The organism is Massilia sp. Masssp94 (assembly GCF_059491305.1).
In genome coordinates this window covers 183,445-198,713 of the sequence record NZ_CP168501.1, presented here as the reverse complement: position 1 = coordinate 198,713, position 15,269 = coordinate 183,445, and the positions used below count along the sequence as shown (strand labels likewise).

Genomic DNA, 15,269 nt, shown 5'->3' with positions numbered 1-15,269 from the left:
CTAGCGCTGTCCGGCCGGCGGCCGGTACGCGCCGTAGCGCATGCCGAGCGCCGCGATGGCACCGTCGGCCAGGCGCGCACGCACGATGCCGTTCACGCGATCCAGCGTGGCGGCGTCCGTGTCGAGCAGGTCGATCGCCACGTCGAAGGCGAATTCGGCCGGATCTAGCAGCGTGTCCAGTATGCGCAGGCTCCCCGTGCCGGCTTGCAACCGATACCAGCCGGCCGCCACGTCCGACACGACGCCGGCGTCCGCGTCGCCCCGCACCACGGCGGCGATGATCTCGGGATCGGTCCGGAACCGCACCCACACGGGCACGCCGTGCGCATCGAGCCAGCGGTGCGCCCACGAGCCGCTCGGCACCGCGACGTGGCCCGTGCGCAGCGTGTCCAGCGTGGCGGCGGGACCGCGGCCCGTGTCCACCACGACCGCACCGGCCCGCATCCATGGCACCGTCAGCACGTTGCGCCACGACGCCGGGTGGTCCTCCGCCTTGACGACGGCCGCGCCCATGATCGCGTCGCAGCCCACGCGGCGGGCCAGTTCGCGGCGCGGGATCCAGCGCACGCCGAGCGTGAGACCGAGGTCGGACGCGACGAGCCGGCCCAGGTCGACGTACAGCCCGGCGGGCGTGCCGTCGCGCCGCGAGAACGGCATGTCGTCCGGCGCCGCGCAGATCACGAACTCGTTCGACGCCGCCATCTCGGGCAGCGTACGCGCGTGTGCGGTGGCCGCCACGCAGGCCAGGGTGACCAGGCCATGCTTACGAAGACGCGCCATGGCGGCCTCCTATTTCGCCGCGCCGGCGTTCTTCAGCGACAGGATGTACGCGGTGAGCTCCTGGATCTGCTGCTCGTTGAACGCGCCTTTCCACGCCGGCATGTTGAAGGCGCCGCGCTGCTTGCCGTTGGCGATCGTCTCCATGACGTATTCCCTGGTCAGGTCGTCGCGGCCCTGCAGCGGGGCCGCCTTGCCGCCCGAGCCGGCATTGCCGTGGCAGTAGACGCAGCTCTGGTTGAAGCGCTTCGCGCCCGCGTCGATCATGGCCTGGTCGGGCTTGGCGGGGCCGGAAATGGTCGGTGCGACGGCCATGGCGGCGGATGCGCACAGCAGCTGGACCGCGAGGGCGCAGGCGATGGGTTTGAACATGAGAGTCTCCTTGATTGTCGTTGGTGGTGAAGCGGGCGCGCGCGGCGCCCGCGTTGAAGTGAAAACGAGCGCGCCGTGCGCGCTGAACGTCAATCGAGCGCGAACACGACCATCGCCGCGCCGCCCGTGAGCTGCTTCACGGCCGGGAAGGCGGAGGCCATGAAGCCGGGCGCCAGCGAACCCCAGCCGCTCGGCACGGCGATGTACTGCTTGCCGTTCACCGCATAGCTGACGATGCCGCCGCGGATGCCGGAGCCGGTCTGGAACTTCCACAGCTCCGCGCCCGTGTCGGCGTCATACGCGTGCACGAAGCCTTGCGGGTCGCCGTTGAACACGAGGCCGCCGCCCGTCGTCAGCACGCTGCCCAGGCCCGGGACCGGGTACTTGACGCTCCATTTCAGCTTGCCCGTGAGCGGGTCGCGCGCATCGAGGCGGCCTTCGGCGGGACGGTCCGACGGCGGCACGGCTTCGAGCTTGTCGACGCCGAGGTACAGGCTCGCGATGCCCATGCCGGACGTCTCCTGCCTGGCCGGGATCACGTTCTGGCAGACTTCCATCGCGTTCGTGTACCACAGCTTCGTCTTCGGGTTGTACGCGCCCGCGTTGTAGCTGCGCGTGCCGAGCAGGTAGGGGCACAGCAAGGTCTCCTTCCCGACCGGCATCTCGCGCCGGCCGATCAGTTCCCCCGTCTTCGGATCGATCGTCTTGACGAAGTTGTAGGTCTGGCTCAGGGGCCACACGTTTTCCAGCTTGCCGTCCGCCTTGTCCATCACGAACACGAAGCCGCTCTTGTTCAGGTGGACGACGACGTCCTTGCCGTCCTTCTTGAGCAGCAGGGCCTCGTACGTGGAGTCGTAGTCGAACGTGTCGTGCGGGATCTCCTGGCGATGCCATTTCAGCTTGCCCGTCTTCGGATCGAGCGCCAGCAGGCTCGCCGTGTACAGGTTGTCGCCCTTGCGGCCGTCGCCGTAGAAGTCCGGCGCCGCGTTGCTCGTGCCGATGAAGAACGTGTCCGACGCGGCGTCGTACGTGCCCGGCATCCACGCGCCGCCGCCCGCGACTTCGCCCGTGTCGCCGGGCCAGCTGGCGGGATCGTCGCGGATCGTGTCGAAGGTCCACATCTGCGCGCCCGTGATGGCGTTCACCGCGTAGATCTTGCCGCGCTGCGCCTGGTCGCCGCCCGTCGTGCCCCCGATCAGGACGTCGCCCGCCAGCACCGGCGAGGACGAGAACAGGCAGCCGAAGCATTTCTTCAGGTCCGTCAGCTGCGTGGACCACACTTCCTTGCCCGTCTTGTCGTCGATGGCGACGAAGCGGCCGTCCAGTGTGCCGAGGTAGATGCGGCCGTGGCCCAGCGTCAGGCTGCGGCCCAGCGAAGCATAGAAACTTTCGGACGCGACGGCCGCCAGCTTCGGCTGGTAGTGCCACAGCGGCTTGCCGGTGGCGCCGTCGAGCGCAAACACGTGGTTGTTGGGGCCCACGTAGTACAGCACGCCGTCCTTCACGAGCGGCGTGGAAACGAGGCCGGACGTGATGTCGCCCGGCTGGTGGATCCACACGGGTTTCAGCTGCTTGACGTTGCGCGTCGTGATCTGGTCCAGCGGCGAATAGCGCCAGGCGTTCGACGTGCGGTGGTATTGCGTCCAGTTGGCGTCGTCGTCGTCGTGGGCGGCCGCGGGCTGCGTGAGCGACAGGGCGAGCAGGAAGGCGGCGACGGCGGCCGCCGTGTTGGAACGGGTGGTCGGATGCATGTTGGGTTCCTCGGAATGCGTTGGATGGATTACCACACGAAGCGGCCGCCGAGGGTCGCGTAGCGGGTGTTGGTCGGCCGGCCGAAGACGGGGTTCAGCGAGAACGTCGAGCGCGCGAGTTCGGCATACACCGTCACGTGCGGGTTCACCGCGTAATAGGCGCCGCCGATGCGCGATTGCGCGAGGTGGCCCGGCGTGCTCGCGGTGTCGTCGATGCGCGTGCGGCCGTAGCTGGCGCGCAGCGACAGCGCGTCCGTCGCATGCCACACGACCTGGGCGAAGCCGCCGCGGCTGCGGCGTTCGCGGCCGGCGGCATCCAGCGCGTCGACGTCCTGCATCAGCACGGACCCGAGGCCGTCCGCCTTGAAGCCGGAGACGTGGAAGTTCAGCGGGCCCACGTCGACCGTCGTGCCGGCCGAGATGCCGCGCGTGTGGACGTCGTCCTGCACGCAGGCGCCGCCGCCCGCGACGGTGCAGTGGCGCGCCGTTTGCCACGTGAAGTCGCCGTACAGCTTGAACTTCGCGCCGGCCAGCTGGTCGTTCCAATACACGCCGCCTTCCACGCGCGGCGAATTCGTCTGGTCGGCGCCGGCGCCCGTGAACACGTTGCGGATCTGGCTCGGGTCGTACAGCGCCACCGAGAACGACAGCGGCACGGTCTTCGGCGAGTTGTAGCGCAGGCCCGCGTTGAAGTTCGTGTACATATAGCCCGCGTTGAAGGTCGCGGCCAGCGCGTTGGTCGTGTTGACGACGTCGTAGCCCGTCAGGCCGCCCGCCAGCACGGACGCATCGGCCAGCACGGGTTCCGCCTGGTAGATGCCGTAAGACTTGCCGATCACGATCTCGCCCCAGGAGGCGGACGCCTTCGCCCACATCTCGCGCGGGTCCAGCGACTTGCTGCCCGTGTTGCCGACGTTGCCCGCGTTGCGGAAGTTGCCTTCGCCCGATTGGGAGTTGATGTACAGGCCCACGCGGCTGCTGTACGTGATGCCGTCGATGGCGGGCGAGGTCACGGTGAACGCGAACAGGCTCGGCGTCGTGCCCGACGTCATGCGAAAGCCCGTCGTGCCGGCGTCGTCGCCGTTCTGGCGGTGCGCCTGCACGATGATCCAGCCGTCCGTGCCGAGCTTCCAGCCGCCCGGCGTCTCGAATTCCACGGCCGCGTGGGTGGAACCCGCGGCCGCGCAGGCCAGCAGCGCAAGCAGCTTGCGCGTCTTGTGTGTCTCTTTCATGTCGTCTCCATTGATTGTTGTAGGTACTGCGCTGGTCGCATCTGCAAAAACGGTGCCACCACGCGGCTCACTCTTGCAGGGCTGTGCGCGGCCGTCCGCGCTGAAACAGATGTCGCAGCCGGGCGGCCCGTGCCTGCGACATTTGGCGCGTCCGCGCGGCCGAAACAGGCGTTTTTGCCCGTCGCGACGGGGGAAACGGGCATGGCATCGAATTTGCTGAAGGGGTAGGTGCATGCACCAACCCACAGACAAGGAGACAGCAACATGCAGCCGACACGGGAACACCTGCTCTGGATGTACGAGAAGATGATCGAGATCCGCGAGTACGAAGAAACGATGGCGAAGGTTTACCTCGAGGGCAAGCTGCCCCCGAAGATCCAGAAGGGCCTCGCGTTCGACATCGGCGCCGGCCCCGTGCCGGGCGAGATGCACCTCGCGGCCGGCCAGGAGCCGGTCGCCGTCGGCGTGTGCGCGCACCTGGGCAATGACGACAGCGTCGTCGGCGCGCACCGCTCGCACCACTTCGCCATCGCCAAGGGCGTGCCGCTCGACGCGATGACGGCCGAGATGTTTGGCAAGGACACGGGCCTGGGCCGCGGCAAGGGCGGCCACATGCACCTGTTCCACGTGCCGACCAAGTTTTCCTGCAGCGGCATCGTGGGCGCCAGCGCCCCGCAGGCCTGCGGCGCCGCGCTCGCCGCGCGCAAGCTCGGCAAGGACTGGGTCGCGATCGCCTTCTTCGGCGAAGGCGCCGCCAACCAGGGCGCGTTCCACGAGGCGCTGAACCTGGCGGCCGTGTGGAAGCTGCCCGTCGTCTTCGTCTGCGAGGACAACAAGTACGGCATCTCGGTCGAGAAATCCGTGTCGACGTCCGTCGCGTCGAACGCCGTGCGCGGGGCCGGCTACGGCATGCCCGGCGTCCTCGTCGAGCGCAACGACGCCGTCGAGGTGTACGCGGCCGCCGGTGCCGCCATCGCCCGCGCGCGCCGCGGCGAAGGCCCGACCCTCATCGAAGTCAAGACGGACCGCTACTTCGGCCACTTCCAGGGCGACCCCGAGACCTACCGGCCGAAAGGCGAAAGCGCCGCGCTGCGCCAGGACGATCCGATCGTGCGCCTCGGTGCGCGCCTGCGTGCGGAAGGCCTGATCGACGACGCGCAGGACCGCGACCTGCGCCTGGCCGTCGCCGGCCGCATCGAGGCGGCATTCGCGTTCGGCCGCAACAGCCCGTACCCGGATCCGCAGGACGCCCTGAAACACGTATTTGCCGAATGAACAAGGAGACAGACAATGCAAAGCAATAGCAAAGGCGCCGTGCGCACGCTCACCATGGCGCAGGCCATCGCCGAAGCCATCGGCCAGGAAATGGAGCGCGACCCGTCGGTGTTCGTGATGGGCGAGGACATCGGCAAGTACGGCGGCATCTTTTCGGCCACCACGGGCCTGCTCGACCGCTTCGGTCCCGAGCGCATCATGGAAACGCCGATCTCGGAAACCGCGTTCATGGGCGCGGCCGTGGGCGCCGCCGCGGACGGGTTGCGTCCCATCGCGGAACTGATGTTCGTCGACTTCTTCGGGGTCTGCTTCGACCAGATCTACAACCACATGGCGAAGAATTCGTACATGTCCGGCGGCGCACTGAAACTGCCGGTGGTGATCACGACCGGCATCGGCGGCGGCTACAACGACGCGGCCCAGCACTCGCAATGCCTGTACGCGAGCTTCGCCCACATGCCCGGCCTGAAAGTCGTCGTGCCGTCCAATGCGTACGACGCGAAAGGCCTCATGGTCCAGGCGATCCGCGACGACAACCCGGTCGTGTTCTGCTACCACAAGGGGATCATGGGCCTGTCGTGGATGTCCTACTTCGAGGGCAGCACGAACGCCGTGCCCGAGGAAGCCTATGCGATCCCGTTCGGCGAGTCGCGCATCGTGCGCGAGGGCAGCGACGTCACCATCGTCACGCTGAGCCAGATGGTGCAGAAGGCCGCCATCGCGGCCGAGCAGCTGGCCGCGGAGGGCATCTCCGTCGAGGTGCTGGACCTGCGCACCATCGTCCCGCTCGACCGCGCCGGCGTGCTGGCGTCCGTCGCCAGGACGGGCCGCGTGCTGATCGCCGACGAAGACTACCTGAGCTTCGGCCTGTCCGGCGAGATCGCCGCGCTCGTCGCCGAACACCTCGACACCATCCAGCTGCGCGCGCCGGTAAAACGCCTCGCGGTGCCCGACGTGCCGATCCCGTTCAGCCGCCCGCTCGAGCAGGCCGTCATTCCGCAGGTGGACACCATCGTCGACGCCGTGCGCGGCCTGATGCGCGCGCAACCCATTCATCAACTTCAACAAGGAGCACAAGCATGATCGACGTGAAACTGGACGGTGGCGTCTGGGACGATGTGGAAGAGGGCACCGAAGCCCTGCTGCAGGACTGGCAGGTCGAGGTGGGCCAGCCCGTGACGGCGGGCCAGACGCTCGTCGTCGCGGAACTGGTCAAAACGACGCACGAGGTGACGGCGCCCGCCGCCGGCCGCCTGGCCGCCATCGAGGTCGCCGCCGGCGACACGTTCGGCCGCCACACCGTGCTGGCGCGGATCGAGGGGTAGGCCATGGATGCCGTGACCGTACCCGCGACGGTGCCGCTGACGGGGATGCGCGGGGCCATCGCACGCAACATGGAGCAGGGCTGGCGCGTGCCGCGCGTGGCGCAGTCGGTCGAGGTGGACGTGACCGCGCTGCAGGCCCTGCGCGCGGCGGCGCCGGACGACGAGCGGGTCAGCCTGACCGCGTACGTGCTGCGCGCCGTCGCGCTGTGCCTGCGCGCGCACCCGCGCCTGAACGCCCGCATGCGCGAGAAGGACATCGAGCTGCTGGACGACGTGAACCTGGGCCTGGCGGTCAGCCTGGACGACGGGTTGATGGTGCCGGTCTTGCGCAACGCCGACCGCAAGAGCGCGGCCGAGCTTGGGCGCGAGGCGCGCATGCTGGCGGAAGGCGCGCGCGCGGGCACGCTGTCGGCCGGCAGCTACCAGCGCGGCACGTTCACCGTGACGAACCTGGGCAATACCGCCATCGACAGCTTCACGCCGATCATCAACAGCCCGCAAGTGGCCATCCTCGGCGTCACGCGCGTCGCGGCCCGGCCCGTGGCGCGCGGGAACGAGGTCGCGGTCGCGCCGATGATGGGCCTGCACCTCGTGTTCGACCACCGGGCCGTCGACGGCTTCCCGGCCGCGCTGTTCCTGACGGACCTGAAACGGCGGCTGGAAGCCGCGAAGGAGCTGTAATGGATGCCCGGATGGTCTTCATCGACACCGTGACCTCGTACGAGGAACAGGCGTGGAACGCGGCCCAGCTGCGCGAACCCGTCACCGAGCCGCGCGTGCGCCTGTGGACCTACCGGGTGCCCGGCGTCGTGCTGGGTTGCTCGCAGACGGCGCTGCGCGAGCGGCTGGTGGCCGGCCATGCGCTGGCCGGCTCCGTCGTGCAGCGCGGCTCGGGCGGCGGCGCCGTGCTGACGGGGCCGTGGATGGTCAGCGCGTCCGTCGTGCTGCCGCCCGACCATCCGCTGCTCGGCCGCAGCACGCTGTCCAGCTACCGCTGGCTGGGCGCGCTGCACGCGGGCCTGCTGCGCGACGCCGGCATTCCCGCGTATGCAATCCCGCCCGAGGAAGTGCGGCTGCGGCCGGGCGACGCGCGCCTCAAGTGGGCCTGCTACGGCGGGCTGTCGCCGTGGGAGGTCGTCGTCGGCACGCGCAAGATCGTCGGCCTGGCCCAGCTGCGGCGCCGCACGGGCGTCCTGATGACGTCGGGGACGCTGATCGCGCCGCCCGACTGGTCGCTGCTGTGCGGCGCGCTCGGGCAGGAATCCGCCGACGCGGCGCTGCTGGACGACTGCACCACGTCGTTCGCCCAGCAGCTCGGCGCGCCCGTGCTGGCGGAGGTACTGGCCGAGCGCCTGCACCACATGCTCACCGACGTGCTGGGCGCCGCGTCCGACGCATTCCCCCCGCGGCCGCCCGGCCCCGCGCCGGTCCATTTTCCCACCCTGTCCCATTGAAAGAGGTTCACATGAAAGATCAACCATCGAACGCATGCACGGGCATGCGCGTGCTGCCGAAGGTCGTCACCATCACGCGCCGCGGCTTCCTGCGCGGCGGCGCCATGGCCATCGGCGCGGCCGGGCCCGCGGCCGCGCTGGCCGCGTCGAACGACAAACACCTGGCGCAGGACTTTCCGACGCTGGGCGCGGCCACGGCGCAGACCCTGCTGCGCATGGCGCGCGACGTATTCCCGCACGACAAACTGGCGGACCGCTACTACGTCGAAGCGATCCAGCCGTTCGAGCGCGCGGCCGCGAAGGATCCGAAGCAGGCGGCCCTGTTCCGCGACGGGGTGCGCGACCTGGACAAGGCCGCCATGAAACGCTTCGGCAAGCCCTATGCGGCCGTCAAGCGCGAGCCGGAGCGCGTCAGCCTCCTGAAGGCGATCGAGCCGTCGCCGTTCTTCCAGAAGGTGCGCGGCGAGATGGTCACGAGCCTGTACGACAACAAGGCGGTGTGGCCGCTGCTCGGCTACGAGGGGTCGTCGTGGGAGCAGGGCGGCTACATCAACCGCGGCTTCAACGACATCGACTGGCTGTAAACGCGCAAACCATAACAAAAAACAGGAGACGGCAATGAGCAAGAAAATCGAATTGGGCGACGACGACGCGATCGTCATCATCGGCTCGGGCGCGGGCGGCGCGACGCTGGCCAACGAACTGGCCCAGCGGGGCGTGGACAAGATCGTGATCCTCGAAGCGGGCAAGCATTTCACGCAGGCGGATTTCGAGAACGACGAGTGGGCCATGTTCAACAAGATCTCGTGGCTCGACAAGCGGATTTCGGCCGGCGGCTGGCACCACACGAAGACCTACCCGAACCTGCCGGCGTGGATCGTCAAGGCGGTGGGCGGGTCGACCGTGCACTGGTCGGGCGTCGCGCTGCGCTTCCAGGAGCACGACTTCAGGACGCGCACGACCTACGGCAAGGTCGACGGCGCCAACATCCTCGACTGGCCGATCACGCTGGCGGAACTGGAGCCGTACTACGAACTGGCGGAAAAGAAGATGGGCGTGGCCGGCACGCGCGCGAGCGGCTTGCCGCCGATGCCGGAATCGAACCAGACCAAGGTCGTGGCGGCCGGCGCGCGCAAGATCGGCTACAACAAGATCATCCGCCCCGTCGCATCGAATTCGCAGCCGTACGACGGGCGTCCCGGCTGCCAGCAGATCGGCTTCTGCATGCAGGGCTGCAAGGTGGGCGCGAAATGGTCCACCTTGTACACCGAAGTGCCGAAGGCGCTGGACACCGGCCGCGTGGAACTGCGCCCGGAAAGCATGGTGCTGCAGATCCAGCACGACAAGTCCGGCAAGGTGAACGGCGTGCTGTACGCTGACAGCCAGGGCCGTCACGTATTGCAGAAGGCGCGCCTCGTCGCCGTCGCCGGCAATTCCATCGAGTCGCCGCGCCTGCTGCTGAACTCCGCGTCGGCCATGTTCCCGAACGGCCTCGCGAATTCGTCCGGCCAGGTGGGCCGCAATTACATGAATCACGCGACGGCCGCCGCCGTGGCGATCCACAAGAAGCCCGTGTACATGAACCGCGGCTTCGACATCGGTGCCGTCGTCGCCGACGAGGTGGCCTTGAACACGCGGCGCGGCTTCAACGGCGGCTACTATCTCGAAGGCCTCGCCCTGGGCCTGCCGTACACGGCGGCCTTCATGAAGCCGGGCGGCTGGGGCCGGGACGTGACGTCGGCGCTGGAAATGTACGACCACATGACGGCGATCTGGGTCTGCGGCGAAGACATGGCGCGCGAACAGAACGGCATCACGCTGCACCCGACCGAGAAGGATCAGTACGGCCTGCCGGTCCCGATCGTGTCGAAGACGTACCACAAGAACGACAACGCGATCGCGGCGCACGGCCTGGTCCAGTTCCGCAAGCTGTCCGAAGCGGTGGGGGCCACGCGCGTCATCGACATGCCCGCGTACCCGGCCAGCCACAACCTCGGCACGAACCGCATGAGCGAGCATGCGCGCGACGGCGTCGTCAACAAATGGGGCCGCACGCACGACGTCAAGAACCTGTACATCTCGGACGGCAGCCAGTTCGCATCGAGTTCCGCCGCGAATCCCACGTTGACCATCGTCGCGCTGGCGATCCGCCAGGCCGAGCACATCGCCGGCGAGCTGGCACGCGGCGCGGTGTAGGAGCAGCGATGAAGCCGACCTCCAAACAGCTGGGCGCGGCCAAGACGAGCCGCATTCCCATCAAGATCGTGCCGGCCGAGCGCTTGCCGAAGCCGGACTGGATCCGCACGCGGGCGCCGGCGCCGTCGTCGCGGTTCTTCGAGATCAAGGCCATCCTGCGCGCGAACGCGCTGACGACGGTGTGCGAGGAGGCGAGTTGCCCGAACATCGGCGAATGCTTCGGCAAGGGCACGGCCACGTTCATGATCATGGGCGACAAGTGCACGCGCCGCTGCCCGTTCTGCGACGTGGGCCATGGCCGGCCCGATCCGCTCGATGCCGCGGAACCGGAACGGCTCGCGCGCACGGTGGCGGCGCTCGGCCTGCGCTACGTCGTGATCACCTCAGTCGACCGCGACGACCTGCGCGACGGCGGCGCCGGCCACTTCGCCGCCTGCATCCGCGCGGTGCGCGCGGCGGCGCCGGCGACCCGCATCGAAGTGCTCGTGCCGGACTTCCGCGGGCGCCTGGACGCCGCGCTCGACGCCCTGGCAGCAGAACCGCCCGATGTCCTGAACCACAATATCGAGACGGTGCCGCGCCTGTATGGGCCCGTTCGGCCCGGCGCCGATTATGCGCATTCGCTGGCGTTGCTGGAACGGTTCAAGGAGCGCCACCCTGGCGTGAAAACCAAGTCGGGCCTGATGGTGGGCCTGGGCGAGACCGACGACGAGGTCGAGGACGTGCTGCACGACCTGCGCGCGCACGGCGTGGACATGGTGACGATCGGGCAGTACCTGGCGCCGTCCGGCGCGCACCTGCCCGTGCGCCGCTATGTGACGCCGGACGCGTTCGCGCGCCTGCGCGACGCCGCGGAGGGGCTGGGCTTCGCGCATGCGGCCGTGGGCCCGCTCGTGCGGTCGAGCTACCACGCGGACGTGCAGCATGCGGCGGCGGACCTGGACCGCGGCTGGCTGTTCGGCGCCAGCGATCCGCTGGACGAACTGCAGCCGTTCCGCGCCGCACCCGAACGCATGGGATGAGTTTACAGTTCATAAATGGAGTACCATAAACCGTAAGTACACGACCGGCAAACGACGAGTTGCCGGCGCTGCAGGAGACGACAATGACGAATCAGGCACAGAACCGGCACATCGACAACGTGATGTCGGTGGCCATGCACGGTACCGCCGCGAACGGCGCCAACGAGTTGATCCACAACTCGTGGCGCCGCTGCGTGAACGATTACGGGCTCGATCCGGCGCGCCCGAAGGCGCCGCACATCGTGACGTCCGCCACGCTGCGCGCGCACCAGGAACAGATCGAGGAATTCATGCAGGTGGCCCGCGTGGGCATGGAACAGATGTACAAGCGCGTCTCCAGCCTCGGCTACGTGCTGCTGTTGACGGATGCGCAGGGCGTCACCGTCGACTACATCGGCAACGACGCGCGCGCGCCGGACCTCAAGAGGGCCGGCCTGTACCTGGGCGCGGAATGGAGCGAACGGTCGGCCGGCACCTGCGGCGTGGGCACCTGCGTGGCCGAGCAGACGGCGCTGACATGCCACCAGGACGACCACTTCGATCCCACCCATATCCCGCTGACCTGTTCCGCCGCGCCGCTGTTCGACCCCGAGGGTAAATTCCTCGCGGTGCTCGACCTGTCCGCGCTGACGTCGCCGACGTACAAGGAAAGCCAGCATCTCGCGCTGCACCTGACGATGATGTATGCGGAAATGATCGAGGACGCGAACTTCCTGCGCCATTTCCAGGACCGTTGGATCCTGCGCCTCGGCACGGCGTGGGCGCTGGTCGAGGTGAGCGGCGAGATCATGCTGGCCTATGACGACGACGGCATCGTGGTGGGCGCCAACACGGGCGCGCGTCGGCTGTTCGGCCGCGCCGCCGGCGACGTCGTCGGGCAGCCGCTCACGGCGCTGTTCGACCTCGCGCCGGACGACCTGCTGCGCCTCGCGCGCGCCGGCACGATGGGCGAGCGCTCGATCGTCACGCGCGGCTCGAACCAGATGTTCTATGCGAGCGTGAAGGTGCCGCGCCCGCGTCCCGCCGCGCGCACCAGCGTCGTCGTCGAGACGGCGGACGGCGCGGCGCCCGCCCACCATCCGGAACTGGATTGCCTGGCCGGCGACGACAACACGATGCGGCGGCTGCTGGACCAGGCCAAGCGCCTGCTGAACCGCAAGCTGAACATCCTGATCCACGGCGAGACGGGCACCGGCAAGGAAGTCATCGCCAAGGCCCTGCACCGGTCGAGCGAGCGCACCCACAAGCCGTTCGTCGCCGTGAACTGCGGCGCGATTCCCGAGTCGCTGATCGAAAGCGAATTGTTCGGCTACACGGCCGGCGCGTTCACGGGCGGCCGCGCGAAAGGCATGAAGGGCCTGATCCTGCAGTCCGACGGCGGCACGCTGTTCCTCGACGAGATCGGCGACATGCCGCTGCACCTGCAGACCCGGTTGCTGCGCGTGCTGTCGGAAAAGGAAGTCCTGCCGCTCGGCGCGGACAAGCCCGTCCCCGTGGACCTGACCGTGATCGCGGCATCGCACCGCGACCTGCGCAACCTGATCAGCGCCGGCAGCTTCCGCGAAGATTTGTATTACCGCCTGTGCGGCGCGACCCTGCACCTGCCGGCGCTGCGCGACCGCGCGGACAAGCGCTACCTGATCGAAAAAGTCCTGGCCGAGGAGGCGGAACTGCTCGGCATGGATGCGCACCTGTCGCTGGACGCCATGCACGCCATGCTGTGCTTCGCGTGGCCGGGCAACATCCGCCAGCTGCGCAACGTGCTGCGCTTCGCGCTGGCGGTGTCCGATGGCGAGACGATCACGGCGGCCGACCTGCCGCAGGAATTGACCGAGCAGTTTTCCAGCCTTCCGGCTGCTCCCGTCGCCGCCGCGACCCCGTCCGGCGGCGAGGACTGCGAGGCTGCGCCGCTGCTCGACGCGCTCGTGCGCCACAAGTGGAGCGTGACCAAGGTGTCGGAAGAGCTCAACCTGGCACGCGCCACCGTGTACCGCTACATGAAGAAGTACGGCATCGTCCCGCCCAATCAGCGCTGACCCTCACGCGACGCCCGTCTGGAGCGCATCCCAGACGGGGCCCGTCCGTTCCATCACCCAGGCCAGCGACACCAGCGCGACGCCCAGCGCGACGCAGCGGCGCATCCCGTCGTCCCGGCCGGGCGCCAGGCCCCTGGCGCCCGCCAGCAGCAGCCACACGGCCGCGCCGACCAGCAGCTGGCCCGCTTCCACGCCCACGTTGAACGACACGAGCGACGCGACGACGTTCGGCCCCGTGTCGGACAGCAGGTCGCGCAGCCCGACGGCGAGGCCGCAGCCGTGCACGAGGCCCACGACGAAGACCAGCGCCGGCGCGCCCCCGCGTTCGCGCCGGCCCAGCATCAGGAGCGCCGTGCCGAGCACGGACAGCGCGATCAGCAGCTCCACGCCGGGGATCAGCCATGGCCGGTCGGGCAGCAGGCCGTAGAAGCTGGCCGCGATGGCGCACGCATGGCCCGCGCTGAACGCCGTGATGCGCAGGGCGATCGCGCGCAGGCGCATGTCGCCCGCGACGAGGCACACGACCAGCAGCAGGTGGTCGGCGCCTTCGAGGATGTGGGCGGCCCCCGCGCGGATGAACTGCCAGGCCGACAGCCACCACGACGGGTTGACGTCGATCGCCGCGGCATCCATGCGGTACTGGTCCGTCGCGCCGGCGCGGTGCGACAGCAGGATCGTGTTCAGCGGCGCGTCGGACAGCTTGCCCGGCGCGAGCGTGCCGGCGAAGCGGAACGCCGCGGGGCGCACGCCGGGATACGCGATGGCGGCGTCCAGCACGACGTCGCCGATGTCGGGCATTGCCGCCGGCAGCGGCGTGGGCGTCGCGGCCGCCGCGCGCGCCTGCGCGGGCGTGGCGAACGGCGGCACGCTGCCCTTCACGTGCACGGCGGCCGCCAGCACGTTCGGCGCCACCGCCCGGCCGTCCACGGACACCGTGTGCGCGGCGGCGAGAACGCGCGCCGCCGCCAGCGGATCGACGGCGGCCGTGTCCACGTAATGAAACCACTGGCCGCTTTCCTTCCTCGCGACGACGTACGGTGCCGGTCCCAATGGCGCGAGCGACACGCGGTAGTACGCGGTCATGCCCGCCGCGTCGTACGTGAAATGCACGACGCGCACGCTGACCCGGCCGTCGAAATGCGCCCACGCGCTGCCCGGCAGGCACACCGCGACGAGGACCGTGGCGCAGATCGCGACGCATTTCGCGGCCAGCACCGCCATCGTCGCCGTCTTCATTTGGCCGGGGAGCGCGGATCCCACAGGGCGCGCCTGGCCGTCTTCTCGTAGGCCATGCCCTTCGGCGTGCTGACGATTTCCAGCTGCAGGCCCCACGGCGCGAGGAAGTACATCCACGTCAGGCCGGCCGCCGGGCCGTCCGTGAACGTGCTGGGCGCGCCCAGCGTGCGCACGCCCTTCGATTTCAGGTAGGCGACGGCCTTGTCCATGTCGTCGACGTAGAACGCGAGGTGATGGCCGCCGACGTCGCTGTTGCGGGGCGGCGTCTTGCCCTGGTTCGGCGCCGAGTATTCGAAGATCTCCAGGTTCGTGCCATGGCCGCAGCGGACCATCTGGAAGCGCTTGATCTCCGCGCGCGGGTTGACGTTCAGGTGCACGTTCATCCAGTCGTCGGCGAATTTGAACGCACCGAGCTTGATGGATTCCTCGCAGCCGACGACGTCGACGAAGAAGCGGACGGCGTCGTCCATGTTCGGCACCGTGAGGCCCACGTGGTGCGCGCCTTCCATGCCGGGCATGCCGGCGTGGGCGCTGAAGGGAAGGGCGAGGGCGAGGCCGATGCCGGCGAGTGTGCGTTTGAAGTTCATGCTGTC

General features: G+C 69.0%; 15 protein-coding genes. 9 read left to right on the top strand and 6 right to left on the bottom strand.

The genetic code is table 11. The annotated features are described in order from the left end of the window. The 4 genes from ACEN9G_RS00840 to ACEN9G_RS00825 form a co-directional block, all read right to left on the bottom strand. Positions 1-780 (bottom strand): substrate-binding periplasmic protein, encoded by a 780-nt coding sequence (locus ACEN9G_RS00840; protein ID WP_483127578.1) that lies wholly within the window; start codon positions 778-780, stop codon positions 1-3. A 9-nt stretch (positions 781-789) separates the two neighbouring features. Continuing rightward, positions 790-1,149: a c-type cytochrome gene (locus ACEN9G_RS00835; protein ID WP_413343460.1), complete on the bottom strand. Its 360-nt coding sequence runs from the start codon at positions 1,147-1,149 to the stop codon at positions 790-792. A gap of 89 nt (positions 1,150-1,238) precedes the next feature. Beyond that, the gene (locus tag ACEN9G_RS00830; RefSeq protein ID WP_413343462.1) at positions 1,239-2,900 is read right to left on the bottom strand and encodes a pyrroloquinoline quinone-dependent dehydrogenase; all 1,662 of its coding nucleotides are present in this window, start codon (positions 2,898-2,900) and stop codon (positions 1,239-1,241) included. Positions 2,901-2,929: 29 nt separating this feature from the next. Further along, on the bottom strand, positions 2,930-4,132 hold the full coding sequence (locus tag ACEN9G_RS00825; protein ID WP_413343464.1) for a hypothetical protein: 1,203 nt from the start codon (positions 4,130-4,132) through the stop codon (positions 2,930-2,932). Positions 4,133-4,396: 264 nt separating this feature from the next. Between ACEN9G_RS00825 and ACEN9G_RS00820 the strand changes: the two genes are divergently transcribed. The 9 genes from ACEN9G_RS00820 (at position 4,397) to ACEN9G_RS00780 (ending at position 13,440) form a co-directional block, all read left to right on the top strand. Then, the gene (locus ACEN9G_RS00820; protein WP_483127577.1) at positions 4,397-5,407 is read left to right on the top strand and encodes a thiamine pyrophosphate-dependent dehydrogenase E1 component subunit alpha; all 1,011 of its coding nucleotides are present in this window, start codon (positions 4,397-4,399) and stop codon (positions 5,405-5,407) included. Between the two features lie 15 nt (positions 5,408-5,422). Further along, positions 5,423-6,490, top strand: a complete 1,068-nt coding sequence (locus tag ACEN9G_RS00815) for an alpha-ketoacid dehydrogenase subunit beta (protein ID WP_413345797.1) — start codon at positions 5,423-5,425, stop codon at positions 6,488-6,490. Next, a complete protein-coding gene (locus ACEN9G_RS00810; protein WP_413345795.1) occupies positions 6,487-6,732 on the top strand; it encodes an acyl-CoA carboxylase biotin carboxyl carrier protein subunit in 246 nt (81 codons plus the stop codon). The genes ACEN9G_RS00815 and ACEN9G_RS00810 overlap by 4 nt, the downstream gene beginning before the upstream one ends. Positions 6,733-6,735: 3 nt before the next feature. Beyond that, positions 6,736-7,413, top strand: a complete 678-nt coding sequence (locus ACEN9G_RS00805) for a dihydrolipoamide acetyltransferase family protein (RefSeq protein ID WP_483127576.1) — start codon at positions 6,736-6,738, stop codon at positions 7,411-7,413. Then, positions 7,413-8,186: a lipoate--protein ligase family protein gene (locus tag ACEN9G_RS00800; RefSeq protein WP_413388017.1), complete on the top strand. Its 774-nt coding sequence runs from the start codon at positions 7,413-7,415 to the stop codon at positions 8,184-8,186. Before ACEN9G_RS00805 ends, ACEN9G_RS00800 begins: the two co-directional genes overlap by 1 nt. An 11-nt stretch (positions 8,187-8,197) precedes the next feature. Further along, positions 8,198-8,770: a gluconate 2-dehydrogenase subunit 3 family protein gene (locus ACEN9G_RS00795; RefSeq protein ID WP_495605511.1), complete on the top strand. Its 573-nt coding sequence runs from the start codon at positions 8,198-8,200 to the stop codon at positions 8,768-8,770. 34 nt (positions 8,771-8,804) lie between these two features. Further along, positions 8,805-10,382 (top strand): GMC family oxidoreductase, encoded by a 1,578-nt coding sequence (locus tag ACEN9G_RS00790; RefSeq protein WP_413345478.1) that lies wholly within the window; start codon positions 8,805-8,807, stop codon positions 10,380-10,382. An 8-nt stretch (positions 10,383-10,390) separates the two neighbouring features. Then, positions 10,391-11,404: a lipoyl synthase gene (gene lipA, locus ACEN9G_RS00785; protein WP_483127574.1), complete on the top strand. Its 1,014-nt coding sequence runs from the start codon at positions 10,391-10,393 to the stop codon at positions 11,402-11,404. 83 nt (positions 11,405-11,487) lie between these two features. Then, the gene (locus ACEN9G_RS00780) at positions 11,488-13,440 is read left to right on the top strand and encodes a sigma-54-dependent Fis family transcriptional regulator (protein WP_483127573.1); all 1,953 of its coding nucleotides are present in this window, start codon (positions 11,488-11,490) and stop codon (positions 13,438-13,440) included. Between the two features lie 3 nt (positions 13,441-13,443). Here ACEN9G_RS00780 and ACEN9G_RS00775 read toward each other — a convergent pair whose 3' ends face one another. Continuing rightward, complete coding sequence (locus ACEN9G_RS00775; RefSeq protein ID WP_483127572.1) at positions 13,444-14,700, bottom strand: HupE/UreJ family protein; 1,257 nt, start codon at positions 14,698-14,700, stop codon at positions 13,444-13,446. After that, positions 14,673-15,263: a VOC family protein gene (locus ACEN9G_RS00770; protein WP_413345512.1), complete on the bottom strand. Its 591-nt coding sequence runs from the start codon at positions 15,261-15,263 to the stop codon at positions 14,673-14,675. Before ACEN9G_RS00770 ends, ACEN9G_RS00775 begins: the two co-directional genes overlap by 28 nt. Between the last annotated feature and the right edge of the window lie 6 nt (positions 15,264-15,269).

What these genes read in the sequence shown, in the direction of transcription:
- ACEN9G_RS00840 (WP_483127578.1), bottom strand. Translation starts at nt 780, where the DNA reads ATGGCGCGTCTTCGTAAGCATGGCCTGGTCACCCTGGCCTGCGTGGCG.
- ACEN9G_RS00835 (WP_413343460.1), bottom strand. Translation starts at nt 1,149, where the DNA reads ATGTTCAAACCCATCGCCTGCGCCCTCGCGGTCCAGCTGCTGTGCGCA.
- ACEN9G_RS00830 (WP_413343462.1), bottom strand. Translation starts at nt 2,900, where the DNA reads ATGCATCCGACCACCCGTTCCAACACGGCGGCCGCCGTCGCCGCCTTC.
- ACEN9G_RS00825 (WP_413343464.1), bottom strand. Translation starts at nt 4,132, where the DNA reads ATGAAAGAGACACACAAGACGCGCAAGCTGCTTGCGCTGCTGGCCTGC.
- ACEN9G_RS00820 (WP_483127577.1), top strand. Translation starts at nt 4,397, where the DNA reads ATGCAGCCGACACGGGAACACCTGCTCTGGATGTACGAGAAGATGATC.
- ACEN9G_RS00815 (WP_413345797.1), top strand. Translation starts at nt 5,423, where the DNA reads ATGCAAAGCAATAGCAAAGGCGCCGTGCGCACGCTCACCATGGCGCAG.
- ACEN9G_RS00810 (WP_413345795.1), top strand. Translation starts at nt 6,487, where the DNA reads ATGATCGACGTGAAACTGGACGGTGGCGTCTGGGACGATGTGGAAGAG.
- ACEN9G_RS00805 (WP_483127576.1), top strand. Translation starts at nt 6,736, where the DNA reads ATGGATGCCGTGACCGTACCCGCGACGGTGCCGCTGACGGGGATGCGC.
- ACEN9G_RS00800 (WP_413388017.1), top strand. Translation starts at nt 7,413, where the DNA reads ATGGATGCCCGGATGGTCTTCATCGACACCGTGACCTCGTACGAGGAA.
- ACEN9G_RS00795 (WP_495605511.1), top strand. Translation starts at nt 8,198, where the DNA reads ATGAAAGATCAACCATCGAACGCATGCACGGGCATGCGCGTGCTGCCG.
- ACEN9G_RS00790 (WP_413345478.1), top strand. Translation starts at nt 8,805, where the DNA reads ATGAGCAAGAAAATCGAATTGGGCGACGACGACGCGATCGTCATCATC.
- lipA (WP_483127574.1), top strand. Translation starts at nt 10,391, where the DNA reads ATGAAGCCGACCTCCAAACAGCTGGGCGCGGCCAAGACGAGCCGCATT.
- ACEN9G_RS00780 (WP_483127573.1), top strand. Translation starts at nt 11,488, where the DNA reads ATGACGAATCAGGCACAGAACCGGCACATCGACAACGTGATGTCGGTG.
- ACEN9G_RS00770 (WP_413345512.1), bottom strand. Translation starts at nt 15,263, where the DNA reads ATGAACTTCAAACGCACACTCGCCGGCATCGGCCTCGCCCTCGCCCTT.